The organism is Labilibaculum euxinicum (genome assembly GCF_963678175.1).
In the GTDB taxonomy this organism is placed as follows: domain Bacteria; phylum Bacteroidota; class Bacteroidia; order Bacteroidales; family Marinifilaceae; genus Labilibaculum; species Labilibaculum euxinus.
In genome coordinates, this window is record NZ_OY782756.1 from 776,520 (window position 1) to 799,492 (window position 22,973).

The following is a 22,973-nucleotide window of genomic DNA, read 5'->3' on the forward strand; positions in this document are numbered from 1 at the left end:
CAAAATTACATAAAAAGAGTGGATGAATGAAATGATGCCTCTCATTTTATCATTTATTAAGAAATGTGTTTTATTAAGTTGATTAACAAAAGAAAAAGGACGGATTTCAAATGGGAGATCCGACCTTGCTTTACGTTTTTTTGAATTATATATTTTTCTCAGAATCAGCTAATACAAAATCAAGTTGCTTGGCAATTAAATTTGCTTTGGCAACCAAAATTTCAACTTTATCTCCTAATTGATAAATTTTACGATGATTGCGTCCAACAATACAATAGTTGTCCTCGTCAAATTCATAGAAATCATCTTCCAACTCACGAATTGAAACCATTCCTTCGCATTTATTTTCATCCAATTCTACGTAAAATCCCCACTCGGTAACACCTGATATAGTTCCTGTAAATTCCTGACCAAGATGTTCCTGCATGAATTCCACCTGTTTGTATTTTATGGATGCACGTTCAGCTTGTGCTGCTTTTTGTTCCATTTCACTGCAATGTTGACAATACTCTTCGTATTTCTCTTTGTTTACCGATTTAGCACCCGAAAAGTATTTCTCCAGTAATCTGTGAGCCATCATATCGGGATATCTTCTAATTGGCGATGTGAAGTGTGAGTAATAATCGAAATGTAATCCATAGTGACCAATATTCACAGTTGAATATTCGGCTTTTGCCATGGAGCGAATCGCTAAAGTTTCTACCAGATTTTGAATGGTTTCACCTTTTACATCGTGTAATAGAGCGTTTAGCGAACTGGATATTGCTCCCGGATTTGTTGTCTTTAAACTGTATCCGAATTTTTGAATAAATTGGTTAAAAGTATTTAGTTTTTCAGGATTTGGCTGGTCATGAGTTCTGTAAACAAATGTTTTAGCAGTTTTGCCTTTTGGTACACGTCCAACAACTTCAGCAACACGTTTGTTGGCCAAAAGCATAAATTCCTCAATCAGCTTGTTCGAATCTTTTGATTCTTTAAAATAAACGCGTGTTGGTTTACCCGTTTCGTCAATTTCGAATTTTACTTCGAAACGATCAAAATCAATTGCTCCTTTTTTAAATCTTCTTTTGCGCAGCAATTTAGCCAGTTTATCCAATTCAAGAACTTCTTCACTAAAATCTCCTTCTCCGGTTTCAATAATATCCTGCGCCTCTTCGTAGGTGAATCGTCGGTTCGAATTAATTACGGTTTTACCAATCCATGTATTGATTACATCTGCGGTATCATCCATTTCGAAGACAGCCGAAAAAGTTAATTTTTCCTCATTGGGTCTCAGGGAACAAATTCCGTTCGATAAACGTTCCGGTAACATTGGAACCACACGGTCTACCAAATAAACAGAGGTTGCTCTGTCAAAAGCTTCTTGTTCAATGATACTCCCTTTTCTTACGTAATGTGTAACATCAGCAATGTGAACACCAATTTCCCAGTTTCCATTCTCTAAAGCCCGAATCGACAACGCATCATCAAAATCTTTCGCATCGTGCGGATCGATGGTGAAGGTTGTGGCCTCTCTGAAGTCTCTGCGAAGAGCAATTTCTTCTTTTGTGATTACATCGGATATTTCCTCCGCTGCTTCGTTTACATTTTCAGGGAAAATATGAGGCAGATCAAACTCAGCCAGAATCGCATGCATCTCGGTGTTGTTATCACCGGGTTTACCCAAAACAGTTGTAATCTGACCAACCGGATTTTTCGATTTTTTAGGCCATTCGGTTATTTGTGCAATTGCCTTATCGCCATTTTGTGCACCATTTAACTTTGCCAAAGGAATAAAAATATCGTATGGCATTTGTTTGCCCGATGAAACCAGGAATGCATAGTTTTTAGAAACATCTACGATTCCTACAAAAGTGGTTTTCTTTCTTTTAACGATTTCAACCACTTCGCCTTCGGGTTGCTTGCTTTTTTTACGTGCATACAAGGAAACTTTAACGATATCGCCATGTAAAGCTCTGTTTAAATTTGCCTGCGATACAAAAACATCTTCTTCAATTTCTTCCGAAACAATAAATGCAGATCCTCGCGCAGTCATGTCTACTTTGCCCGTAATATTGCCGATTTTCGATTTCAATTTGTATTTTCCTGTCGAAATTTCACTTAAAACCTCTAAATCAACCATATCGCAAAGAATTCCGACTACAAGCTGCTTTGTGCCCATGTCTTTAATTCCCAATTCACTTGAAATTTGTTTGTAATTAAGTGTTTTAGTTGGGTTTTGAGCGAATATTCCATCAATTAGTTTTGAAAGACTTTGGCGGTTATGTGCTGGTTTTCCTTTTCTATGTTCTTTTTTATTTTTTTTTGACATTCTTTTAATTTTGTAATACTACTATTGGATTGATCCTGTATGAGCTTATAGTTGAAAGTAATAATAAAAAATATATTTTGATTGTTTAAAACAATATTACATGATTAAGATTTTATAATTAGTCTATAAACTGTATTTATTCTATCCAAATTTGATCAATCTCTATATAATTCTTGTTGTTATTTCCTTTTGTTGATTTTCCTTTACATTCAATGAGGAAGGTGAATGTTTTCAAGTAATCTTGCTGATGACGGTAATCGCAATTTAGGATATTGGATAGAATATTTTATGTCACAAAGATAGTGAAGGAATCTATATAGACAATAAAAAGAGTGGATTATGATTGAACTTACTGTTGTATTGTTGATTTTAAGCCCAAACTTTTGAGTTGAAAGGAGTTTTATTCACGTAGTTTATTCCTTGGTAAAGTTGGGAATCTGGATAAAATGGTGCCTGTCTATCAGAATTCTAAAGTTATTCGCAAGATATTTTATGGCGAGCAATAATTTTTTATAATTTTACACACCCAATAGAATTTCGATTATATTACAGTTATGGAAAATAAGTTGTTCATTTATAATACTCTAAATCGTAAAAAAGAATTGTTTGAACCCATTAATGCTCCCCATGTTGGGCTGTATGTATGTGGTCCTACGGTATATGGTGATGCGCATTTAGGTCATGCCCGGCCAGCAATCACATTCGATTTGGTTTTTCGTTACTTAATGCATCTTGGATACAAAGTACGCTACGTTAGAAACATTACCGATGTAGGGCATTTGGTGAATGATGCAGATGAGGGCGAAGATAAAATTGCCAAAAAGGCTCGTTTGGAACAACTGGAGCCAATGGAAATAGTGCAGTTTTTTACCGATCGCTATCACAATGATATGGATGATCTGAATGTATTGAAGCCAAGTATTGAGCCTCGTGCATCAGGACACATTATTGAGCAAATGGAGGTGATTGATAAACTGCTTGCGAATGGGTTTGCTTACGAGAGTGAAGGTTCTGTCTATTTTGATGTGAAAGCATACAGCGAAAAATATGACTACGGCAAATTATCAGGAAGAAAAATTGAAGAGCTGCTCTCAAATACACGGGATTTAGAAGGACAAAGCGAAAAGAAAAACAGTTTTGACTTTGCTCTTTGGAAAAAAGCGACTCCTGAGCATATTATGCGTTGGCCTTCGAAATGGAGTGATGGATTCCCTGGCTGGCATTTGGAATGTTCTGCAATGAGTCAGAAATATCTGGGCGCTAAATTTGATATTCATGGTGGTGGATTGGATCTGCAGTTTCCGCATCACGAATGTGAAATTGCTCAATCCACAGGAGCTAACGGACACGAAGCCGTAAAATACTGGATGCATAACAACATGATCACCATCAATGGTCAGAAGATGGGTAAATCATTGGGAAATTACGTGAATTTATCTTCTATGTTTTCAGGAGAGAATGATGTACTGGAACAGGCATACAGCCCGATGACAGTTCGCTTTTTCATGTTGCAGGCTCATTACCGCAGTCCGCTGGATTTTTCGAACGATGCGCTTCAGGCAGCAGAAAAAGGTTTTAAACGTTTGATGACAGCTGTTGCAACGATAGATAAAATACAAGCTTCGGCTTCTTCTTCCAATTCGGTTGAGGAATTAAAGACAAAGTGTTACGAGGCATTAAATGATGATTTTAACACACCGATATTAATTGCTCACTTGTTTGATGGAGTGAAGATGATTAATTCATTAGCTGTTGGAAAGGAAACGATTACTGCTTCTGATCTTACTGTTTTAAAGGATTTGTATCACAATTTGGTGTTTGATGTGTTGGGTTTGAAAGATGAAGGTGAATCAGGAGGGAATAACGAGATACTCGATAAGGTTGTCCGTTTGCTGCTTTCGACCCGCGACGAGGCCAAAAAGAATAAAGACTGGGCTACCGCTGATAAAATAAGAGATGAATTGACCAATTTGGGCATTGTTGTAAAAGACACCAAAGACGGTTATGAATGGGAAATCTTAAAATAATACAAACTGTCCTGACTGATCAGGGCAGTTTTTTTATTTTTTAGCTAATTTTAAAGCTTGTAATACTAAAACTAATTGTTGTTTTCACTGATCGTTTTATCCTAAAAGAATTACCATGAATACTCACTCTTTTTTATCGCTTGTTTGTTTTTTGCTGTTAGTCTCGTGTAATGGCAAGAGTGTAAACAATAATAAGTTTGCCGATAAAAGCTTTGATGAGCAGACAGAAAAAATGACAATGATTGTTAATAGTTTGCGCTTAAAACAACCGCATCGGGGTGATTTATATACCATGGGAGGAGATGTTGAAATTGAAATGACTCCCAGAAATAGGGCGGCCGGAATTGATTCTGTTCAGTTTTGGGCTGATGAGACTTTAATTGGAAGTTTGACCGATGAGCCATGGACAATGACTTGGGTTCCTGAGGATCAAAAAATGGGGAAACACGATCTGAAGGTGATGGCTTATCATGAAGACGGGACAATTGGTATTGTTTCTACATTTATATATTTGAAAACGAATATCCCTCCTGTTGAATATTCATATGAAATAATTAATGAGTTTCCCCACGATAGAGGTGCTTATACCCAGGGATTGTTTTATCATGAAGGATTTCTATATGAAGGAACAGGGCAAAGAGGCGAATCTACTTTGCGAAAGGTAAAACTTGAAAATGGTGAGGCCCTGTCGGTTAAGAATTTAGAGCAGGAATATTTTGGCGAAGGCATTACGTTTTCCAAGGGAAAAATTATTCAATTGACATGGAATGCAAAAAAAGTTTTTGTTGTTGATCCTGTAACTTTTGAAAAAGAGGATACTTTTGAACCCAACACGTCCAATAATCAGGGCTGGGGAATTACATCAGCTAACAATGAGTTGATTCTTTCGGATGGGACAAATGTGCTGACAGTTCTTGATGCTGATAATTATAGCAGGAAGAGAATAATTGAAGTGTATGATAATTCGGGAATGGTAACCAATTTAAATGAATTGGAATATATAAATGGAAAAATTTATGCCAATGTTTGGCTTACCGACCGCATTGTAATTATAAATCCGGAAACGGGAAGAGTGGAAGGAAATTTAAATCTAGGTAAGATTTTAAAACTAGCCGATAAGAGAATATTGATAGAGGGAGATGAGGTATTAAATGGAATAGCCTGGGATTCTATTAATAATCGTTTGTTTGTTACAGGGAAAAGATGGCCTAAACTTTTTGAGATTAAAATAGATAAGAAATAAGCTCTTTTTTTCAACCTGTCCCAATAATAGTAAGTTAAAATCCTCCTGATTTAAGCTAACTTACCAATGATGACAAAAATTATTTTAGCTCCGGATAAATTCAAAGGCTCTCTCACCGGAATGGAATTTTGTGATGCTGTTGAGAGAGGGATCAGAAAACACACTTCTGATGTTGAGATCATCAAACTACCGTTGGCCGATGGTGGCGATGGTACAATTGAAGTCCTGAACTTCTATCTGGAAGGAGAAATGAACTCCATCGAGGTTCACGATCCGCTGCATCGAAAAATTACTGCCTTTTATTTGTATTCTGAAAAGAAGAAGACTGCTTACATTGAGATGGCAGAAGCTTCGGGAATTCGTTTACTGAAAGGCGATGAGGCAAATCCGATGCTGACAAGCACTTATGGAACCGGCGAATTAATTAAAGATGCGTTGGACAAAGGTGCAGAACACATTATTTTGGGTATTGGCGGAAGTGCAACCAACGATGCCGGTTTGGGCATGGCTCGGGCATTGGGTTATGTCTTTTTCGATGAAAATAATTGTGAGTTGAAAGGTGCCGGCCAGGATTTAATTCAACTTTATTCTATTGATCATTCAGCCGTACATCCTAGATTAAAAGAGGTGAAATTCGAAGTTGCCTGCGATGTTGATAATCCACTTTACGGAGAGAATGGGGCAGCTTATATCTATTCTCCGCAAAAAGGAGCTGCACCTAAAATGGTACTTGAATTGAATGCCGGGTTACAGCATTTTAACGAAGTAGTTAAAAAACAATTCGAACTCGATTTACAGCTAATAAGTGGTGCCGGCGCAGCAGGCGGATTGGGTGCCGGTTGCATTTTGTTTTTAAATGCAGCCTTGAATCCGGGTATTGATTTAATTAAGAAAGAGGCCAATTTTGATGCACTGATTAAAGGTGCTGGCTGGATAATTACCGGAGAAGGAAAATTGGATGAGCAAACATTCTCGGGAAAAGTAATCCGCGGTGTATTGGATTCCGTTACTGATCAAAAACTGGCAATTTTTTGTGGATTGCTTGATTTGGATGAGGCAAGAGTAAAGGAAATGAATATCGATTGCCTGTTCGAAGTAAGCAAATATGCTGCAAGCACAGATGATTCTATAAAAAACGCAGGTATTTATCTTGAAAAAGCAGCGGAAGCTTTAGCGAAGACATACTTATAAAGAAATTAAAGCAGGTTGGTATAGGTTTTGACAGATTGCACTTTATTTTTATTGTTAAGTGAAGTCTGTTATTTTTTATTTTCAATATTCCAAGCCTGTCATACTCTGACTGGACATGCTACTTTTGTTGGTACAATAGGTTAAGCCCGAAATTCTTATATTTAAATTATGACAAAACATTATGAAACAGGTTTTGTTGTAATTCCAGCACATGTCTGCCTGCGCCTATAATCTTAAAAAACTACTGAAATTCGTGACAAAAAATACTGATATAATGGTTAATAAGGCCATTCCCTGTTTTTCTATTGTAACGAATCAATTTGGCTCGTTTAGCTTCCATCTTATTTTTTAGAAATATTTTTTGGTTGTGCAACGGTTACTTTTGTTATGCCTTGTTTATTCTTAGATTATCAAATCCATGTTATGAGTCCAATTATTCCATTGCTAAAAAGGTAAATTGTAAATGCTAAATTGAAAATAGCTGCTAAGGCAGAATGATAATAGAATAACTTAGACATTTTTACATTTCGATTCTTGAAAATATAATAAACAGACCACAAAGAAGCCAGTGCAAAACCAATAGTCCCAATGAAAATTAATATAGAAAGTGGGCTCATATTTCCTAACAAATTAAAAGCATCTAGTTGGGTTTGTAGGCTAGTAAAGATTGCAATAGCAATTCCTACAATAATAGAGGTACTGACCATAGGCCAAAGGCAAATCCACAGTGCAATTTTGTCTTTTTTCTTACCAAAAAGATAAATAATTAGTCTTAGAAATATAAAAACAAGCACACTTACAGGAACAATTAAAAATGCATAAAACAGAGTAAGTAATGTATACGTATAAATAGGCGATATCTTTTTTAACAAGCCCATATTTCCATTAAGAACTTCTCCTTCTATAGGGTCCTCTGTTTGAAATATTACAAACTTATTTGAGTATTCAGATACAAACTCCTTGTTCCCATCTGAATAAAATTTATTAGTATATTGCTCTCCTAGCATACTTTTCACATACAAAGTATCTTTCTGGTGCCAGAATTTATGAATGCTTTTGATTTTTTTAAAGAACTTGATGCAATCAAATTTAGAATTGACGGATATGTAATAACCCGTAAGATCCTGTGTTGATTTATAAATGTTTCTTTTACATTTAGTAATGTCTTGTGATAAATCCTTTGTTTGGTATTCTTTAATTAAATTAGATATTGAATAAATTACATTCTGATTATTATCGTTTATCATGACAGCAAAGCCCATATTATGTTCTGGTAGATAACAAAAGTCTGCATTACTGCCAGGAACACTTCCTCCGTGTCCACGATAGATAAAATTATTGTAAGGTGAAGCCAGATTTGCTAATCCATTACGTGTTAATAGCTCCGATTTTTCAGTATGTAAGCTTTCATTTTTTTCCATTCTCTGTAGACTACTCTCTGATAGCAGCTGAACACTATCTATTTTTCCTCTATTAATAAAAAAATTGAGCAAGCCAACCAGCTCTTTGGGTGAACCTGTAAGTGCTGCCGAAGGTCGATACAGAGTATGAAAATATGGCAGTGGCACCCCATTATCGTATCCTTTTGCACCTGTTTTTTGATATTGTTCAGACTCACGAAAGGTCATGTTCTTCATACCCATAGGCTTGAAGAAATATTTAGTAATATAATCTTCATACGTCATGCCCGAAACTGTTTCTACAATATAAGCTGCTATGCTAACAGCAAGATTGCTATATTGAATCCGTGTTCCTGGAACAAATTTCACCTCTCTGCCTCTCGGATAATATTCAAGTGATTCTTTCAGTGTTTTAGGTTTGGGGTCGTTATAACCTAACTCGGCCAAACTCCAATCATTTAAGCCTGATGTATGTTCCAAAAGATTCTCAATTCTAATTGGATATTCAGATTCCCAAGGATTTTTTATTTCTAAATTAGGAAGTATATCTCTAACCTTATCTTTTAAATTTAAACGTCCCTCTTCCTGTAATTTTAGAATAGCTATGCCAACAAACAGTTTTGAAACTGAGCCAAGTCGAAACATGGTATTTTCATTAACATCAAGATTTTTCTCAACATCAGCTTTACCAATCCCTTTTAATAAAACTATAGAATCTCCAGAAACCATTGCAACACCTGCTCCTGGAGTATTCGTTTTAATTAATATCTTCTGAATTGATCTTTGTAATTCACTTAGCGTTTGTGGCTTGTCAATATTACTACCATTCTGGGCAAAGCTTAGTGATACACTAATAAAAAGCAGCACTAAAATTGTAAATGTATTTTTTTGGATTTTCATTTTTTTATAGATGTTTTTCTTTAGTTTTTGACGTTTGGATAAATGAGGCCTAACGTCAGTCAGCCTAAAAACTGATCAAACTGCTCATTTAATACTTTTAGCGATACTTCCATTTCACTTATGTCATCTTCTTCAGGAATGTTAATTTCAACCCCTCGTAATTCATTTCTATTTAAAAAAGTAATCCAATAGTCAGGAATTTTGGTCATTTGGTTCTATTTTAAATGTTTGCTGACGTAAAAGTGTATTTACCGACCTATATAGGGCGGTAATGAACACTTATTATATTAAGTATGTGAATCTACAAAACAATAATCCGTATTCAAAGAATATCCAATACTATTTTACAGAGCATTATACACAAGGAGAGCTGGTGTTTGTGAATTTTGACGCTAGGATAGAGTACCTTTTCTTAAAATAACAAGCCAGTTATGCTCAGACTTAATTCAAGATTACAGACACAGCTATTTGTGCTAGTTAGGAGGAATGAACTCCAACACACATCTTTTGGATTGTAATTGCTTATTTCGCATTGCCCCACGAGACCGTTCTACGGATAGATGGCATTCTGCATCGCTACAGTCTATGTTTTAATTTTGAAATGACTACCTGCATAGCTGCAGATACCCTTTTTGCAATAAAATGATCACCTGTATTGTTACAGATGCCCTTTTTACAAATAAACGACTACCTGTAGTAGTTCAGGGTCTCATTTTGCGGTTAAAATGAGCTTGTAAGAAATTAGGGGACGATTTTACGCTTCGGTGGCTGTCTGTACGAGCTTAGAATGCCTTTTTACGGCTCAAAACGAGATCGCAGAGTTTTACCATCTTATAATTTGAATTCACATTCGTTTTCCTTTTTACTCCGCAATATCAAGATTCCCTTTGTTATTCTTGAAGAAGGAATTTTTGGTGTTTCGCAGGCCGTCGTAGCTTTCCAGAATTCCCTTAACGCTGCCAACCAGCACTTTTGCTTCCACCATAATTGGAATTCGGTTGTCGTCGTTGCTTAGCCAAACGGTCATGTCTTCGCCGCCTTTAAACATGGTGCCTTCAACCAAAAGGGGCGAGAATTTGAGGCATTCGAAACGTTCGCCTGAATTTGCCTTGATGGTTTCCAATCCGCGATAGCGAATATAGAGGGAGTGAATTTCGTTATCGATCAGCATCGAAATCGGAATTTTATCTCCTTTCTTGTATTTCGAGAAATCGAGATTCCGAACGTAGTACGCAACCGATAAAATATCGAAAGTGCAGGGCTTGTTTTTCAGCGTATCGTGCTTTACAGGCTTATCTCGTTTCTGAATTTGCGACCTAATCTGATTTTTTTTGTAATCGAACCAATACTCGTGATGAGCATCGTATTTGGCCTCATGAGTTCGTCTGTCGAAGTAGAGTGGAGCAAGAGTTTTAGCGTCGGCATAGCAGGTTAATGTGTCTCTAAGCTTAAAAAACCAGTCAAATGCTTTTGTGTTTCGGCCTTCTCCTTTTATTTTGAATACCTCTTTATTTTGAAACTGGCCTGCTTTAACAGACAGTTCAACTTCACCTGCAGCAACCCAAATAAATCCCCAGTTGTAGTAACCTCTGAAAACTAATTTTTCACCCGATTGAAAAGCGAAATTTTTTACCACACATTGTGCATTCAGACCAAATGTTCCCATTAGCAGAATTAGAACCATAATTGTTCTTCTTGAAAAAATACGGTACTTAAGTGAGGCTAAAAATTTCATTCGTGAATTTTCTTGATACTTAATCCTTGACACTTGTTCCTTACTTATTAACCTTGCCAATCTTATTTTCGATTGCTTCTACTTTGGTTTTTAAGCGATTATGTTTGTTTTTCTGAATATCGATCGTTATAGTAGTATAAACACGTTCTGAATCTTCCGCTAAAAGATCATAACAGCGGTTTACAAGCGCTAAAGCTTCCGGTAACGCATCAGTCTCAATCAGCGTTCCCATTGCTGTTAGCTGGTAGCTAATACCGCTTTCGCGGATCAACTCAATAACCTGACTAACTTGTTTGCTTACGCTATCACCTTTGTCGGTTGGGAAAATAGCAAATTCCAGAAGTACTGACATATCTAATTGTTGTTTTTGGTTCTTGTTTTCTTTTTATTTTTTTCAGCATCTTTCAGTAATGCTTTTTCAAGCTTTTTCTGCCTTTTTTGCTCAAGTTCTATTAAATGCTGATTGAAATTGATTTCCGGACCATTTTCCGGAATATAAATACGATCTTCCACATCGAAATACGAACGGACTTTAATTTCTTTTCTAAAGTAATGAACCATTTCAGGCTGAAGACCTTCTTTGTAATTACCGGTGTCCCATTTACCATTGTCGTTCTCATCAACAATTAATTTAATGATATAGGTGTCAGGAGCTAAATAATCGAATATTACGGTTTGGTCGGAATAAATCCTTTTTGCCTGAACAATCCCTTCACTTTTGTTGTTTTTTAATAGTTGAACAATCAGTGGTTTTTTTACATTGGATACATTCAATAATATTTTTCCGTAATATTCTTCTTCCCGGGTTGTAATTTTCCCATTGTATTTATCGCTGTACAAACCATAAATATTTCGAAATGCGGTTGAATCAAACTCAACCTTATATTGGGTTTCTGCTTTCCAGTCAATTTTAACATGATAGCGAAGAATATCAGCAGAATCCTGCTCTATTTTATAATCAACAGGAATTAGTATTGTGTCCTGAAGTTGATACAAATGAATACTGTCTTTATTGATTTCGGCTAGAGGTTCATTAAAATCAATAATTACATCTTTGTTTAAATCCTGCGAACTACTGGCATTCAATTTAAATCCATAGGTAGGAATTTTAATTTTTGCCTGTTTCTTTTTATTCCTCGAAGCTTTTGCTTTTTTCGGAGCCTTATAATTTAATTTAACTGTATCGGTAAAGCTTACAAGTTTACCCAACGAGTCAGTTTTCAAATATTCCAGTTTCGCCAAAAGAGTATCTCTTTGGTAAATAGTCGAATCGGTTATCCAATAGGAAAGAGTATCGTTTGTTCTATTTTTTTCAAGCAAAAACCAATTTGGATTTTCATCAACATCAACATCAACATCAATAAAATCAATCTTAAGGCTATCAGTTCTTTTCGAGTTAAAATCAAAATAGATTTGTTCTCTGCGATCTCTTTTATAAGTGGTAAGGTATTGAAGAGGATTTTCTTCATCAAACATTCTAAGGTAAATATTTGACGGTTCTGTTTCCATCATTTGTCTTACTACAACGGAGTCGGCATTAATGCTGTCTAATTGTTCGTAAGTATGCATTTTTGGCGTAATAATGTCATTGCTGAAACCAATCATTTCGCCGGGGCCATTGTACAGAAAATCGCGGTTTCCATCAACAATTGCAAATAGCTTGTAGTCTCCGCTGCTTAAATTGTTCAGTTGAAAATAACCTGCCGAATCGGTTTTAGCAACATAACTTGGAATTACTGTAAAGGGTACAGAATCATTCGTATTTAAGTAAGCCATTACCATGGCTTTTTCAACCGGTAATTGATTGAAGGAATTGTCTAATTTTCCTTTAATGCTTAATGAATCCAGTTGGTTACCCGTTGAGAAAACAAATTGATATTCTCCCAAAGGATTCCCTTCATTATTATCGGCAATGCCATTTCCAAAATCGAGAGTATAGGTGGTGTTTTCACGAAGTTTCTCTTCTAACTTCACGTAGATAGAACGACCTTTTAATTTCACCAAAGGTTTCTTTTTTAGTGGTGGAGAAATTGTGAAATTTGAACTTATATCTTTTAGCTGAACAAATTCATCAAAGAAAATTTCTATTTTTCCACCTTTAAAGTTTGTTGAGTAGTTTTGAGGCTTGGTCAATGTAACCTTTGGAGCTGTGTGATCAAGAGGCCCTCCGGTAGGCATTCCTTTTCGTGCACAAGAATATAATAGGGCTGAAATTGCAAATCCCGCAAGGATATAAAAAGCTATCTTTTTCAAATTGATTATTTTTGATTATTAGGCAACAAAATTACAAAGATTCAAAACAAAAATAAGTTAATAAAAGTAAAATGGAGGACTCCTTACAATATTCCGTGTTAAAAAGAGATAAATTTCTTGAAACAGCGGCAAATACTCAATTCGATTTTGTGATACTAAGTGTTGGTATAAAGGAAGTTCTGTTTGCTCTTTTGGCGACTGTTAACGGATATAAATGCGCCATTTTAACCGAAAATGATTTTCAAGAATCTTTGCACCCTATTGTTGATACTTCGGAAAGTACACATCCATTAGTTCTTGCTTTTCGCAACCGCTTTCCTCATTTAATTTTACCCGATGAATATTTAAAAGTAAAACGAAACGCTTCAAAATGGGAAAAAATATTTTCGGGAAGTATTCGCAATAAGGACATTTCAAAATATGAACCGACTCTTACTACAGAAGCAGATGATGCTGTTTACATTAATAAGGAATTTAAGATCTCAACAAATCGCTTGTTACTTTCTTTACTGAAAAGTGCAGTTCAACAAGGAGCTGTAATTCTAAATCATGTTACAACTGAGATTAAAAGCAACTCTGAAATTGTATGCTGCGATAAAGTAGATGCAAATTCTAAAACGTATGCCATTTCCTATCAATCTTTGCTTTCCTTTTCAGCGATAAATAAAACAAAAACCAAGACCGAAATCAGGTTCTGTTTGCATAAAAAAGGCTTATTCTTAAAACGAAGTCTGAAGTTTAGTCTGGATGGGGTTTTGATAAGAATGGTTAGATATCAGGATTATTTTATGATTGTTTGCGATTCACAATCGGATAACAGGCAATTTGTCAGAATGATTCTTCAGGAAATAAACCGAATTGTGAAATGGGAGAATGAATTTAATGAAGATGATATCATCAGCTCAGAATTAGTAGAGACATCATCGAATAATTCTTTGAAAAATCACCTTACGGATTTTGCCAAAGTTGTTGAAAATAAGCTTTCCATTTCTTTGTCTCAATTGCAAAAGCAAATTTCATCAATGCCGGTTATCGATGCACAATTTGAAGGGAAAACAGAAATACAGCAGTTAATCGAATTTGGAGATTACCGTTTTGATGAGGCAAAGCAAACCGGTGTGCACCCGGTTCCTTTTAAAAATATGTTTTACCGGTTTGGTTCAGAAATAGAGGAGCTTACAGAAAAAGCTTACGAATTACGCGCTCAATTTGGACCCGGAAATGATTTGTGGGTTTACGTTCAGTTTTGGTATTTGTATCAGAACGAGATGGTTTGCTCCAAAGAAGATTATATTTCCCGAATCAGAAAATCTAAGCCTGTTTTGGACTCCGATTTGGTTGCTTCTGAAGATGTAATAGAGGAGTATTTCAATCGCCTTAATGAAAAACATGTTAAGTAACATGGTTGGAGTCAATGAATACCAACATATAGGTATTGTTAAACGAATCCCGACTTTCTACTTTTGAGCCGTAATGTTAATGCCAATTTAATTCGGTAATGAACGGTTTTCGAAAAATAAAAATAGCGATTGTAAGTATACTGCTCCCGGCAATGATTTTGTTGGCGGGTAATGCTGTTTTTAATTGGCACGTTCATAGACAAGTTGATGGAACTTTAATTGTTCATGCTCATCCCTATCAAAAACCAGGGAGTTCTAACGGAACAGCAAATCATCATCATTCTTCTCATGAATGTTTTTCACTGCAGCAATTTACGAGTTTCCTGTTCTTGCTCGGTTCAGTTTTATTTATAGCTGCATTAATAGGAAAATCTTATGAAATTAGTAATGTTTACCACCTTTTTATTAAGAAAGGAATTATAAGTTCTCTTCTTGACAACAGGGCTCCGCCTGTTTTCCAGTAACACCTTTATTATTATTACCTGAAAAGGTCCATTTAAAATTTGAGTATGTAACTGTTTCCTGATACTGTTTGATAGTATGAGGGAGTGTTGTGTATATCAATAAATACAAACATCAAAAAAATATACCTTATAATGAGACTACTAACTCATCTAACTATTGGCATTGCTATGCTAATTAGTGTGGCATTTTCTGTTTCTGCCGAAAATATTACTTCAAGTGTAAAAGGCAAAGTGATTGACAGTAACAGCAGCAAACCCATTCCTTATGCCAGTGTTGCTCTTGAAGGATCGAGCATGGGAGCAGTAACAAATTTCGACGGCGAATTTGTAATCGAGAATGTTCCTGTGGGGCATTATCATGTAATTGCTACTTGTGTGGGATACAAATTGGACAAGAAGGAATTGGAACTAAAAGGAGGAAAGAACTCTGTTCTTGAATTTAAAATAGCAGAAGATTTTATTGGCTTGGATCAGGTTGTGGTTACGGCCGATCGAAACAGAATTCAACGTAAAGATGCTCCTGTTGTAGTAAATTCTATATCTACTAAGTTGCTGGAGCAAATATCATCAGCAAACCTGGCTGATGGTTTGGTTTTTTCTCCTGGTTTGCGTGTAGAGAATAATTGTAACAATTGTGGTTTTTCGCAAGTAAGAATGAATGGTTTGGAAGGACCATATACGCAGATATTAATTAACAGCAGAGCTATTTTCAGCGGATTGGCCGGAGTATACGGATTGGAACACATTCCGGCAAGTATGATTCAGCGTGTTGAGATTGTACGTGGAGGTGGTTCAGCTCTTTTTGGAGGGAATGCAATTGCCGGTACAATTAATATCATTACAAAAGATCCTGTTGCCAATACTTTTAAAGCAGGAGTGAAATATGGAGCTGTAGGTATTGGTGTTGATGGTGGTGGAGATGCTGCCAGTGATATGACTGCCGATTTTAATGCGTCAGTTGTTTCTGAAGATCATAAAAGCGGGATGTTTATTTTTGGGATGAACCGTGAGCGCGGTGATTGGGATGCGAATAAGGATGGTTATTCCGATATGGTTAAATTGAAAAATATAAGTGTCGGTTTACGTGCTTATCATCGTCTTTCAGATTTAGCCAAATTGACTTTGGAATATCATGTAGTTGATGAGTACCGAAGGGGCGGAGATCAGCTAAATTTAAAGGCTCATGAAGCTACTGTTGCCGAAGAAGTAAGTCATCGTATTAATTCAGGAAGTTTGGCCTGGGATCAATATCTTAATCAGGATCGAATCAGTAAATTGTCTGTTTATGCTTCGGGACAAAGTATCGATAGGGATAGTTACTATGGAGCTGCCACTATTTATGACGAAAATGGTGCGAAATTATCTACACCAATTCCTGATTATGGTGCTTATGGTCAAACCGATGATTTGGCTGTTTCTGCCGGAGTGCAATTCTTTACAAAGTTTGATAATTTATTTTTCGCTCCTGCAGATATCACTCTTGGATTGGAGAATGTTTACAACAGTCTGAAAGATGATAAATTGGGGTATTATGATTTTACAAATAATGAATTTGTTAAAACAACCAAAATTGCCGATCAAACATCAAATACTATAGGTGCATTTGCTCAAAGTAAATGGGATTTAGGTGCTGTAAAATTTCTATTGGGTGTAAGAATGGATTCCTATGAAATTAAAAATTCTGCGGAAAATTCCAATTATTCAAATACAGTATTTAGTCCCAGAGCTAACGTGTTATTCGATATCTTTAAAGGTTCGCAATTGCGGGTTAGTTATGCAAGAGGTTTTAGAGCTCCGCAAATTTTCGATGAAGATTTACACATTGAAGCTTCAACGGCCAGAAGAATCACACACGAATTGGCTGACGATTTAACAGAAGAGAAATCAAACAGTTATACTGTATCCTGGGATTACACCAAAGCCTTTGGTAAAATGCAGACCTATTTTCTTGCAGAGGGTTTTAATACTCAGTTAATCGATCCTTTCTTTAACGAATTTAGTGAGGTAGATGCGACAGGAAACATGGTTATGCTTCGGAAAAATGCCAATGGAGCGGTTGTTCGGGGGGTAAATTTTGAATGTAAACTGGCTCCATCCTATAAGTTGGATTTCCAAATGGGACTAACATTGCAATCCAGTAAATACGATGATGCTGTTGATCAGGGAGAGGATGAGGATACAGCCAATACTACTACTGATGATATTTTAAGAACACCAGAGCAGTATGGCTATTTTGCAATGAACTGGAAACCTCTTCATGAGTTTACTGCTACATTATCAGGATCATATACCGGACCAATGAATTTGATTCACTTAAGTGGAGGAGATGATAAATATGGAAATGAGATTCAGGAAAGTTTAGTGAAATCAGATCGTTTTATGGATTTGGGAATCAACTTTGCTTACCATTTCGATTTAGGAAGTGATGTGAAGTTACAGTTTGATTTGGGGATGAAGAATATTTTTAATTCTTTTCAGGATGATTTTGATTTTGGCCCGTCCCGTGATGCAGGTTACGTATATGGTCCTTTAAATCCCAGAACAATCTATTTTGGTGTGAAATTGGGTAACATCCTGTAGAAGAAATCTACTTAATAAAAAAAACCACAGGGTTAGTTTGGTAACGGGGCGCATTCTTTAACAGGATGTTAGCTCCGTTATTTTGTTTATAAATTTAGAGTTTCGAAATTTGGTTTGTTTATTGCTCTGGTTCAATTGACAATTGTATTTGGTTTTTACAATGCATTGATTCTATTCATTATTGATGAGCATCATGTACTCAAACAAATATGAATTTGAGAATACTATTAAAAAAAAGATAAGTAAATTTGTTCGAATTAATTAAGTAGAGTTTTTATGGCAGAGATTAAAGGTAAAAGTAAAAAAGACAACATTTATATTGGGGTATTGTCAACTTTAGGGGTAATTCTTGTGATTTTAGCGGTTATGTATTATATGGAACATAGAGATAATAAGCGCTATATCTCCGAAATTACTACCGAGAAAATAAGTTTGGAAAACGAATTGAAATTACTTTCACAGGATTACGATTCTCTGCAAACGAGTAACGATACTTTGAATGTTCAGCTGAAAATGGAACAGGAAAAGATAAATGAACTTTTGGATCGAATGAAAGTATTTCGAAACAATTCTTATTTCGAAATTAATAAATACAAAAAAGAGTTAGGAACTTTAAAAGGAGTATTGAGAGATTATATTGTTCAAATTGACTCTCTAAATACACGCAATCAATTGCTTACAGCTGAAAATGTTAGGGTTAAGAAGCAGATCGATTGGGTTAAAGACCGAAACACCAAGCTCGAGGAATCAACTGAAACAATGAAAGAGGTAATTAGTAAGGCGGCTACTCTTTCATTAGTAGATCTTGCTTGTTCTCCTATAAATAGAAAAGGCAAAGAGGTGAAAAAGATTTCCAAAACGGAAAAACTGGTCACCAATTTTACGATTCAAAAGAATGTAACTGCATCAACCGGGGCTAAAGCAATATTTGTGCGCATTACCCGACCTGATGAAGTTGTTTTGGGTAATCCGGAAAATCTTTTATTCGATTTTGAGAATACTAAACTTAGCTATTCTGCAACGCGAGAGATTGATTACGAAGGGGAACAGCTTGATGTTGCTGTATTCTGGGATAATGATGGAAGTCTTATTGAAGGAGAATATAAAGTGGATGTTTTCGCTGAAGGAAACCATATTGGTTCAGCTAAATTTTTGATGAAATAATTGCTGAAACTACAGAAATGAAAAAAAACCATCCTTTGCGGGATGGTTTTTTTGTTTCGTAGGTTTTGACTCAGAAAATGATCATTTAAAAATGGTTCTCGATCCAAAAGCTCTAAAGCCAACTAAAATTGAAACGCAGCCACTTTCAATCCGCTCCTTTTTTTGATCTTCTGGGACTAGAACACGAATTACAAAATCATCAGTACTCTCAACCATAAAATCCCACAGGTTTGTGTGATCTTCATCAGCATTATCATACAATAAGTTGTAATCAGTATCAAAAAGCTGAAATTGAATTTTACCAAGGCTCTCTTCTCCTTCAACCAGAATTCGATATTCCTGATCCTTATAAAAAGTAAGTTGCAATTCAGCAGTTTCACCTTCCGATAACACCGCATTATTTAATTGCCCGTTAAACGTATAAGGTGTAAGTTTCGGAATGCATTCCTTTTTGGTGTATTCGTTACACTGCGCAAGCACAATATTTGGCAACGCGAATAAGTAAAAAATAAATAATATGGTTTTTATAGTCGTTTTCATCCCAATCGTTTTAGTGCTCCCCAATCCTATAATTCGGTAATCGTTTCTCTTATTTTGCTGTTAATTTCTTTTATTTCTCTGATTGTTTCGTTCGAAGCAGTTAGAGTAACCTGATTTTTTATAACTGTTTTGCCGTCTTTGGTTTTAATGCTCGATGCAGAAGATTTAGTCTGTGATATTTCCTGAAATTTTGCATCAAGTTTCTTTAAATCCGGCAGAATCTGATTTATTTTATAGTTATCTCTATATTGATTTAGTAAACCAATTAAGTTTTTTACAGAATGTTTTTGCTGTGAAATTAAGTTGACCATTTCCTTTTGAGGATTTTTTAAATCAACAATATTTGTTGCCAGATACAGGGTTTCAATCCATCCACCAAAAACAATTAAAGCAGCAACACCACCCCTTTGATTTTCTTTCAGATAACTGTCCGATTTTGTAAAAGTTTCGGTAATAATCTGAAGCAAAGAATCTTGGTTTTCAATATTTTCTTCCATTCTTCGGGCAGTAATTCTCTCCTGCTCTTCAGGAATTCCCAAATCGCGTGTAAATTTCTTGATTACGGCTAAATATCTTGCCGCATCCTGAAACTGTTCATAAATCCGAATGTAACTTAAATCTGCACCGTAAATACCAATGTTGATAGCCACATCTGCTTGTGATAAATAATTATCTGCATTGGAAACCGGATTCATTAAATCGGGTTGATAAGGAAGGTTCATTTTTTTGATAATACCAGTCACTTCAATTGGGCTTGGTACATTGTAAAACAGAGTTTTAACCGATTTAAACTCCTTTTGTTGTGGTGCAGTTATCTCAGGTATTTTATCAGCTGAGGGTTTCTTATTTTGACAACCAAAAGTTAGCACTGATGACATGAAAAAAAGAATGAAACAGCTTATTTTAATAGATGTTTTAAACATAGATTTATTGTTTTCTCTTAGGTTTTATTTTGTAATAAACTTAAAGTTATACTTTTAGAGAGTAATTGCAAATAAAAAAGAGATATAAGCAATTATTGTAAAAAAACTTCTGGAATGGAGAAACAAAAGATATTTGCAGACGTAATAATGAAGTTAAAAATCTTACCTCACAACAACAATAATTCCTTTTCTATTGGGCTTTTGGAGGGTAAAATGTTTTTATGAAATTTACCTCAGCTCCCGTTGAGCATTAAAAATGAATTTCAGGAACCGATAGCACCTCATCGTTTTACGAAGATAAAATATTAACCGCTGATTTGTGTTTTAAATCCGGCATCCTCTACTTTTTGTGCAATTTGCTGCAATTCTTCCATTGATATTTTCTCCAGATTATCACTTGGCGTATCCCTCGAAATGGTATAAATCATCACCTCTTTAGGTTGGATTTTTTGCAGGTGCGTCAACCAGGCTTCTATCTCTTCTTTGGTTGTATTGTCTATAATTTTACCCTCGTATTCTCCTCTGATAAAAAGGGTTTGGATGATTAAATTGCCATCAAATTTTGAAAGAAGTTCAACCGTATTATTTAGATTGAACTTTCCAACCGGCTGATCTAAATTGATTATGGTTTCTTCTGTTCCGCCATCCAGCTTTAAAATGTTATCATCTACCTTATTTAGAGCTTCGAATACCGACTTTTTGTGAATCATCGATGAATTGGAAAGGACAGCGATTCTTGCCTGTGGAAATACTTGATTTCTAATTTCGATTGTGTAATTAATGATTTCGCTAAATTCAGGATGAAGTGTTGGTTCACCATTTCCTGCAAAGGTAATTACATCCAGATCTTCATTATTGGCTTTCATCAGGCTCAATTTCTCGAATAGACTTTCTTTCACCTGATCTTTAGGATGAAAGTTAATTTTCTGTTCAGAGTGATCCGGATTCCAGCCACATTCACAATAAATGCAATTAAAACTGCAGAGTTTGCAATCGTTAGGCAATAAATTAATACCTAATGAAACCCCAAGTCTTCTGCTTTTTACGGGGCCGAAAATAATTTTATCGAAGAGAAAAGTAGCCATTTATACGTTTTTTTTGTTGCCCAAATTTAGATAAATTCCTGAGTTGATCCATTAAAATAAAGAGTTTAAATCGTGGAGTTAATTCGCTTTGATTAAACAAGGACTTTCAGTTCGCTTGCCGTGTTAAATTTCTGATTGGAATAATCAAGATTTGTGAGCAGGTTTAAGCCAGGTTTTTTACCAATTTTAAGACTTCCAAATTTATTTTCAATCTGTAGATGTTTTGCTCCGTTTATGGTTCCCCATTTAATCAATTCCCAAAACGTAAGTGCCGGCAGAATTTCCTGCAAAGCTTTTAATTCCTCAAAAACAGATAGTTTCAAATGCGTTCCAAGTGACCCTGTTCCAATGCAGTATCGGCTCATTTCACTTGCAGCAGGTATAAACCCATTCAATTTTTCTAAGATCATCTGATTCAACAGAATGGATTGGGTTGGATTTAGCTGCTTGTTTGATATTGGGATTTGTAACGAACAGTTTGATTCTGTAGCGTTACTATCAGAAAAATACAATTTAGATTTTCGTTTTTGCTCAGCATGATCATTTACAGTAAAATAGTCTGCCACAGCAACAGTTCCATAAGCTTCTAATTGATTAATCCCTCTTTGTACTGCAGTAGGAGTAGTTTCTTTTTTGAGTAAGCTCTTTTTAAGTGCAGAACCAAAATCATCCTGCAAACATTTTTTGAAATCATTTCTTGAAAAAGAAGAAATACTGAGTAAGGTAAATACATCAATAAATCCGGGAATAATTACACCACTGTAGAATTCAAGATTTTGAATTTCTTTAAATTGTCCCTTCGTATCAATTATATCGACAATATAATTTTTCTCATCAAGTACAATAATTCCATTTTTTAGAGGAGTAGCTGTAACTGGAAAAATATAGTTCGCCGCTATTTTTCTCATCGCACACGCCTAAGGTTTTGTTCCTCATCTTGCTTTAATTCTTTAATCACCTGCAGAGAATCAGGTCTAATCTGCGGATTGAAAATTATGATGTCCTTAATTTCGAAATGCTGAGTAAACTCAACAAGATCATTTTCTCCGGCAAATAAGTTGCCACGTAGCTCTGTGTAGCTCGAATCCGGATAGGACAAACTTAATTCATAAGTGTTAAATTTCATTTCTTTAGCAATTGGCCGTGGCATAAAGCTTACTTTATGTTCTTCGCCCAAACTATCCTGTTTCCAAAAATAAGCCTCCAATTTAGGTTTATCTGTTTGATCATCCTTAAATATTTTAATTGAAGCTTTAATAGTGTAAATACCTTTTTCTTGAACTGGAATCGCAAAGTCAACTTGGTTTTTATCTTTTTCAGGAACTCTCCAATTCTGTTTTTTTGTCCAAAGGTTTACAGTGTCTTGTTCCAGTTTTTTATTTTTAACCTCAATACGATATTGAGTTTCAAGTCGGTTAAGTGAATCTATAATCACATCGTAAATTTGGGTGAATCTTTTCGTATCGTTAGAATAATAGGATACGCAGGAATCAAATTGATCACGGGTGATATTGTATTTCTGAAAAATAGAATTGTAATAGTAGCTGGGGCGATAATTATCTCCAGAGCGATAAATATTCTGGGATTCTAAAGTTCCATCAATAATATGAATATCAATAAGCATCTTAGTGAATTGATCTTCATTTAACTGAGGAGTATTTTTATTATTTTTTTTGCAGGATATCAAAAAGGTGAATGCACAGCAAATAAAGAAAAGTAGTATTTTATTCATGAATTATTTCTTGTTGATCTGAAAG

The 22,973-nt window shown here is 35.4% G+C and carries 18 protein-coding genes; 7 read left to right on the forward strand and 11 right to left on the reverse strand.

Annotated features, from left to right (window positions below; translation table 11 throughout):
* Positions 1–145: 145 nt before the first annotated feature.
* The gene (gene rnr / locus ACY0M5_RS03485) at positions 146–2,311 is read right to left on the reverse strand and encodes a ribonuclease R (protein WP_461630812.1); all 2,166 of its coding nucleotides are present in this window, start codon (positions 2,309–2,311) and stop codon (positions 146–148) included.
* A gap of 554 nt (positions 2,312–2,865) precedes the next feature.
* On the opposite strand from rnr, the gene cysS reads away from it, so the two are divergent.
* The 3 genes from cysS to ACY0M5_RS03500 all read left to right on the forward strand — a co-directional run bounded on the left by cysS (position 2,866) and on the right by ACY0M5_RS03500 (position 6,772).
* Positions 2,866–4,338 carry a cysteine--tRNA ligase gene (cysS, locus tag ACY0M5_RS03490; RefSeq protein ID WP_461630813.1) on the forward strand — a complete coding sequence of 491 codons (1,473 nt, stop codon included), beginning with the start codon at positions 2,866–2,868 and terminating at the stop codon, positions 4,336–4,338.
* Positions 4,339–4,453: 115 nt separating this feature from the next.
* Positions 4,454–5,581, forward strand: a complete 1,128-nt coding sequence (locus tag ACY0M5_RS03495; RefSeq protein ID WP_461630814.1) for a glutaminyl-peptide cyclotransferase — start codon at positions 4,454–4,456, stop codon at positions 5,579–5,581.
* A 66-nt stretch (positions 5,582–5,647) separates the two neighbouring features.
* Positions 5,648–6,772, forward strand: a complete 1,125-nt coding sequence (locus tag ACY0M5_RS03500) for a glycerate kinase (RefSeq protein ID WP_461630815.1) — start codon at positions 5,648–5,650, stop codon at positions 6,770–6,772.
* A 410-nt stretch (positions 6,773–7,182) separates the two neighbouring features.
* Here ACY0M5_RS03500 and ACY0M5_RS03505 read toward each other — a convergent pair whose 3' ends face one another.
* From ACY0M5_RS03505 to ACY0M5_RS03525, 5 genes are all read right to left on the reverse strand, one after another.
* Positions 7,183–9,072, reverse strand: coding sequence for a serine hydrolase domain-containing protein (locus ACY0M5_RS03505; protein ID WP_461630816.1), 1,890 nt, complete (start codon positions 9,070–9,072; stop codon positions 7,183–7,185).
* A gap of 59 nt (positions 9,073–9,131) precedes the next feature.
* Positions 9,132–9,281, reverse strand: coding sequence for a hypothetical protein (locus tag ACY0M5_RS03510; RefSeq protein WP_461630817.1), 150 nt, complete (start codon positions 9,279–9,281; stop codon positions 9,132–9,134).
* 653 nt (positions 9,282–9,934) lie between these two features.
* The gene (locus tag ACY0M5_RS03515) at positions 9,935–10,807 is read right to left on the reverse strand and encodes a DUF3108 domain-containing protein (RefSeq protein WP_461630818.1); all 873 of its coding nucleotides are present in this window, start codon (positions 10,805–10,807) and stop codon (positions 9,935–9,937) included.
* Positions 10,808–10,847: 40 nt separating this feature from the next.
* Positions 10,848–11,159: an MTH1187 family thiamine-binding protein gene (locus ACY0M5_RS03520; RefSeq protein WP_124994163.1), complete on the reverse strand. Its 312-nt coding sequence runs from the start codon at positions 11,157–11,159 to the stop codon at positions 10,848–10,850.
* A gap of 2 nt (positions 11,160–11,161) precedes the next feature.
* Positions 11,162–13,060 carry an Ig-like domain-containing domain gene (locus ACY0M5_RS03525; RefSeq protein WP_461630819.1) on the reverse strand — a complete coding sequence of 633 codons (1,899 nt, stop codon included), beginning with the start codon at positions 13,058–13,060 and terminating at the stop codon, positions 11,162–11,164.
* 71 nt (positions 13,061–13,131) lie between these two features.
* Here ACY0M5_RS03525 and ACY0M5_RS03530 point away from each other — a divergent pair, with 71 nt between their 5' ends.
* From ACY0M5_RS03530 to ACY0M5_RS03545, 4 genes are all read left to right on the forward strand, one after another.
* On the forward strand, positions 13,132–14,460 hold the full coding sequence (locus tag ACY0M5_RS03530; RefSeq protein WP_461630820.1) for a hypothetical protein: 1,329 nt from the start codon (positions 13,132–13,134) through the stop codon (positions 14,458–14,460).
* 98 nt (positions 14,461–14,558) lie between these two features.
* Positions 14,559–14,924: a hypothetical protein gene (locus ACY0M5_RS03535; RefSeq protein ID WP_124994160.1), complete on the forward strand. Its 366-nt coding sequence runs from the start codon at positions 14,559–14,561 to the stop codon at positions 14,922–14,924.
* Positions 14,925–15,056: 132 nt separating this feature from the next.
* Positions 15,057–17,504, forward strand: a complete 2,448-nt coding sequence (locus ACY0M5_RS03540; protein WP_124994159.1) for a TonB-dependent receptor — start codon at positions 15,057–15,059, stop codon at positions 17,502–17,504.
* Between the two features lie 276 nt (positions 17,505–17,780).
* Positions 17,781–18,668 carry a coiled-coil domain-containing protein gene (locus tag ACY0M5_RS03545; protein ID WP_124994158.1) on the forward strand — a complete coding sequence of 296 codons (888 nt, stop codon included), beginning with the start codon at positions 17,781–17,783 and terminating at the stop codon, positions 18,666–18,668.
* Between the two features lie 81 nt (positions 18,669–18,749).
* Here ACY0M5_RS03545 and ACY0M5_RS03550 read toward each other — a convergent pair whose 3' ends face one another.
* The 5 genes from ACY0M5_RS03550 to ACY0M5_RS03570 all read right to left on the reverse strand — a co-directional run bounded on the left by ACY0M5_RS03550 (position 18,750) and on the right by ACY0M5_RS03570 (position 22,948).
* Positions 18,750–19,208 (reverse strand): hypothetical protein, encoded by a 459-nt coding sequence (locus ACY0M5_RS03550; protein WP_101310479.1) that lies wholly within the window; start codon positions 19,206–19,208, stop codon positions 18,750–18,752.
* 26 nt (positions 19,209–19,234) lie between these two features.
* The gene (locus tag ACY0M5_RS03555; protein ID WP_124994157.1) at positions 19,235–20,086 is read right to left on the reverse strand and encodes a hypothetical protein; all 852 of its coding nucleotides are present in this window, start codon (positions 20,084–20,086) and stop codon (positions 19,235–19,237) included.
* A 350-nt stretch (positions 20,087–20,436) separates the two neighbouring features.
* Positions 20,437–21,216: a radical SAM protein gene (locus ACY0M5_RS03560; protein ID WP_461630821.1), complete on the reverse strand. Its 780-nt coding sequence runs from the start codon at positions 21,214–21,216 to the stop codon at positions 20,437–20,439.
* A 92-nt stretch (positions 21,217–21,308) separates the two neighbouring features.
* Positions 21,309–22,124 (reverse strand): amidohydrolase family protein, encoded by an 816-nt coding sequence (locus tag ACY0M5_RS03565; protein WP_461630822.1) that lies wholly within the window; start codon positions 22,122–22,124, stop codon positions 21,309–21,311.
* Complete coding sequence (locus ACY0M5_RS03570) at positions 22,121–22,948, reverse strand: DUF4296 domain-containing protein (RefSeq protein ID WP_461630823.1); 828 nt, start codon at positions 22,946–22,948, stop codon at positions 22,121–22,123. Before ACY0M5_RS03570 ends, ACY0M5_RS03565 begins: the two co-directional genes overlap by 4 nt.
* Positions 22,949–22,973 lie beyond the last annotated feature (25 nt).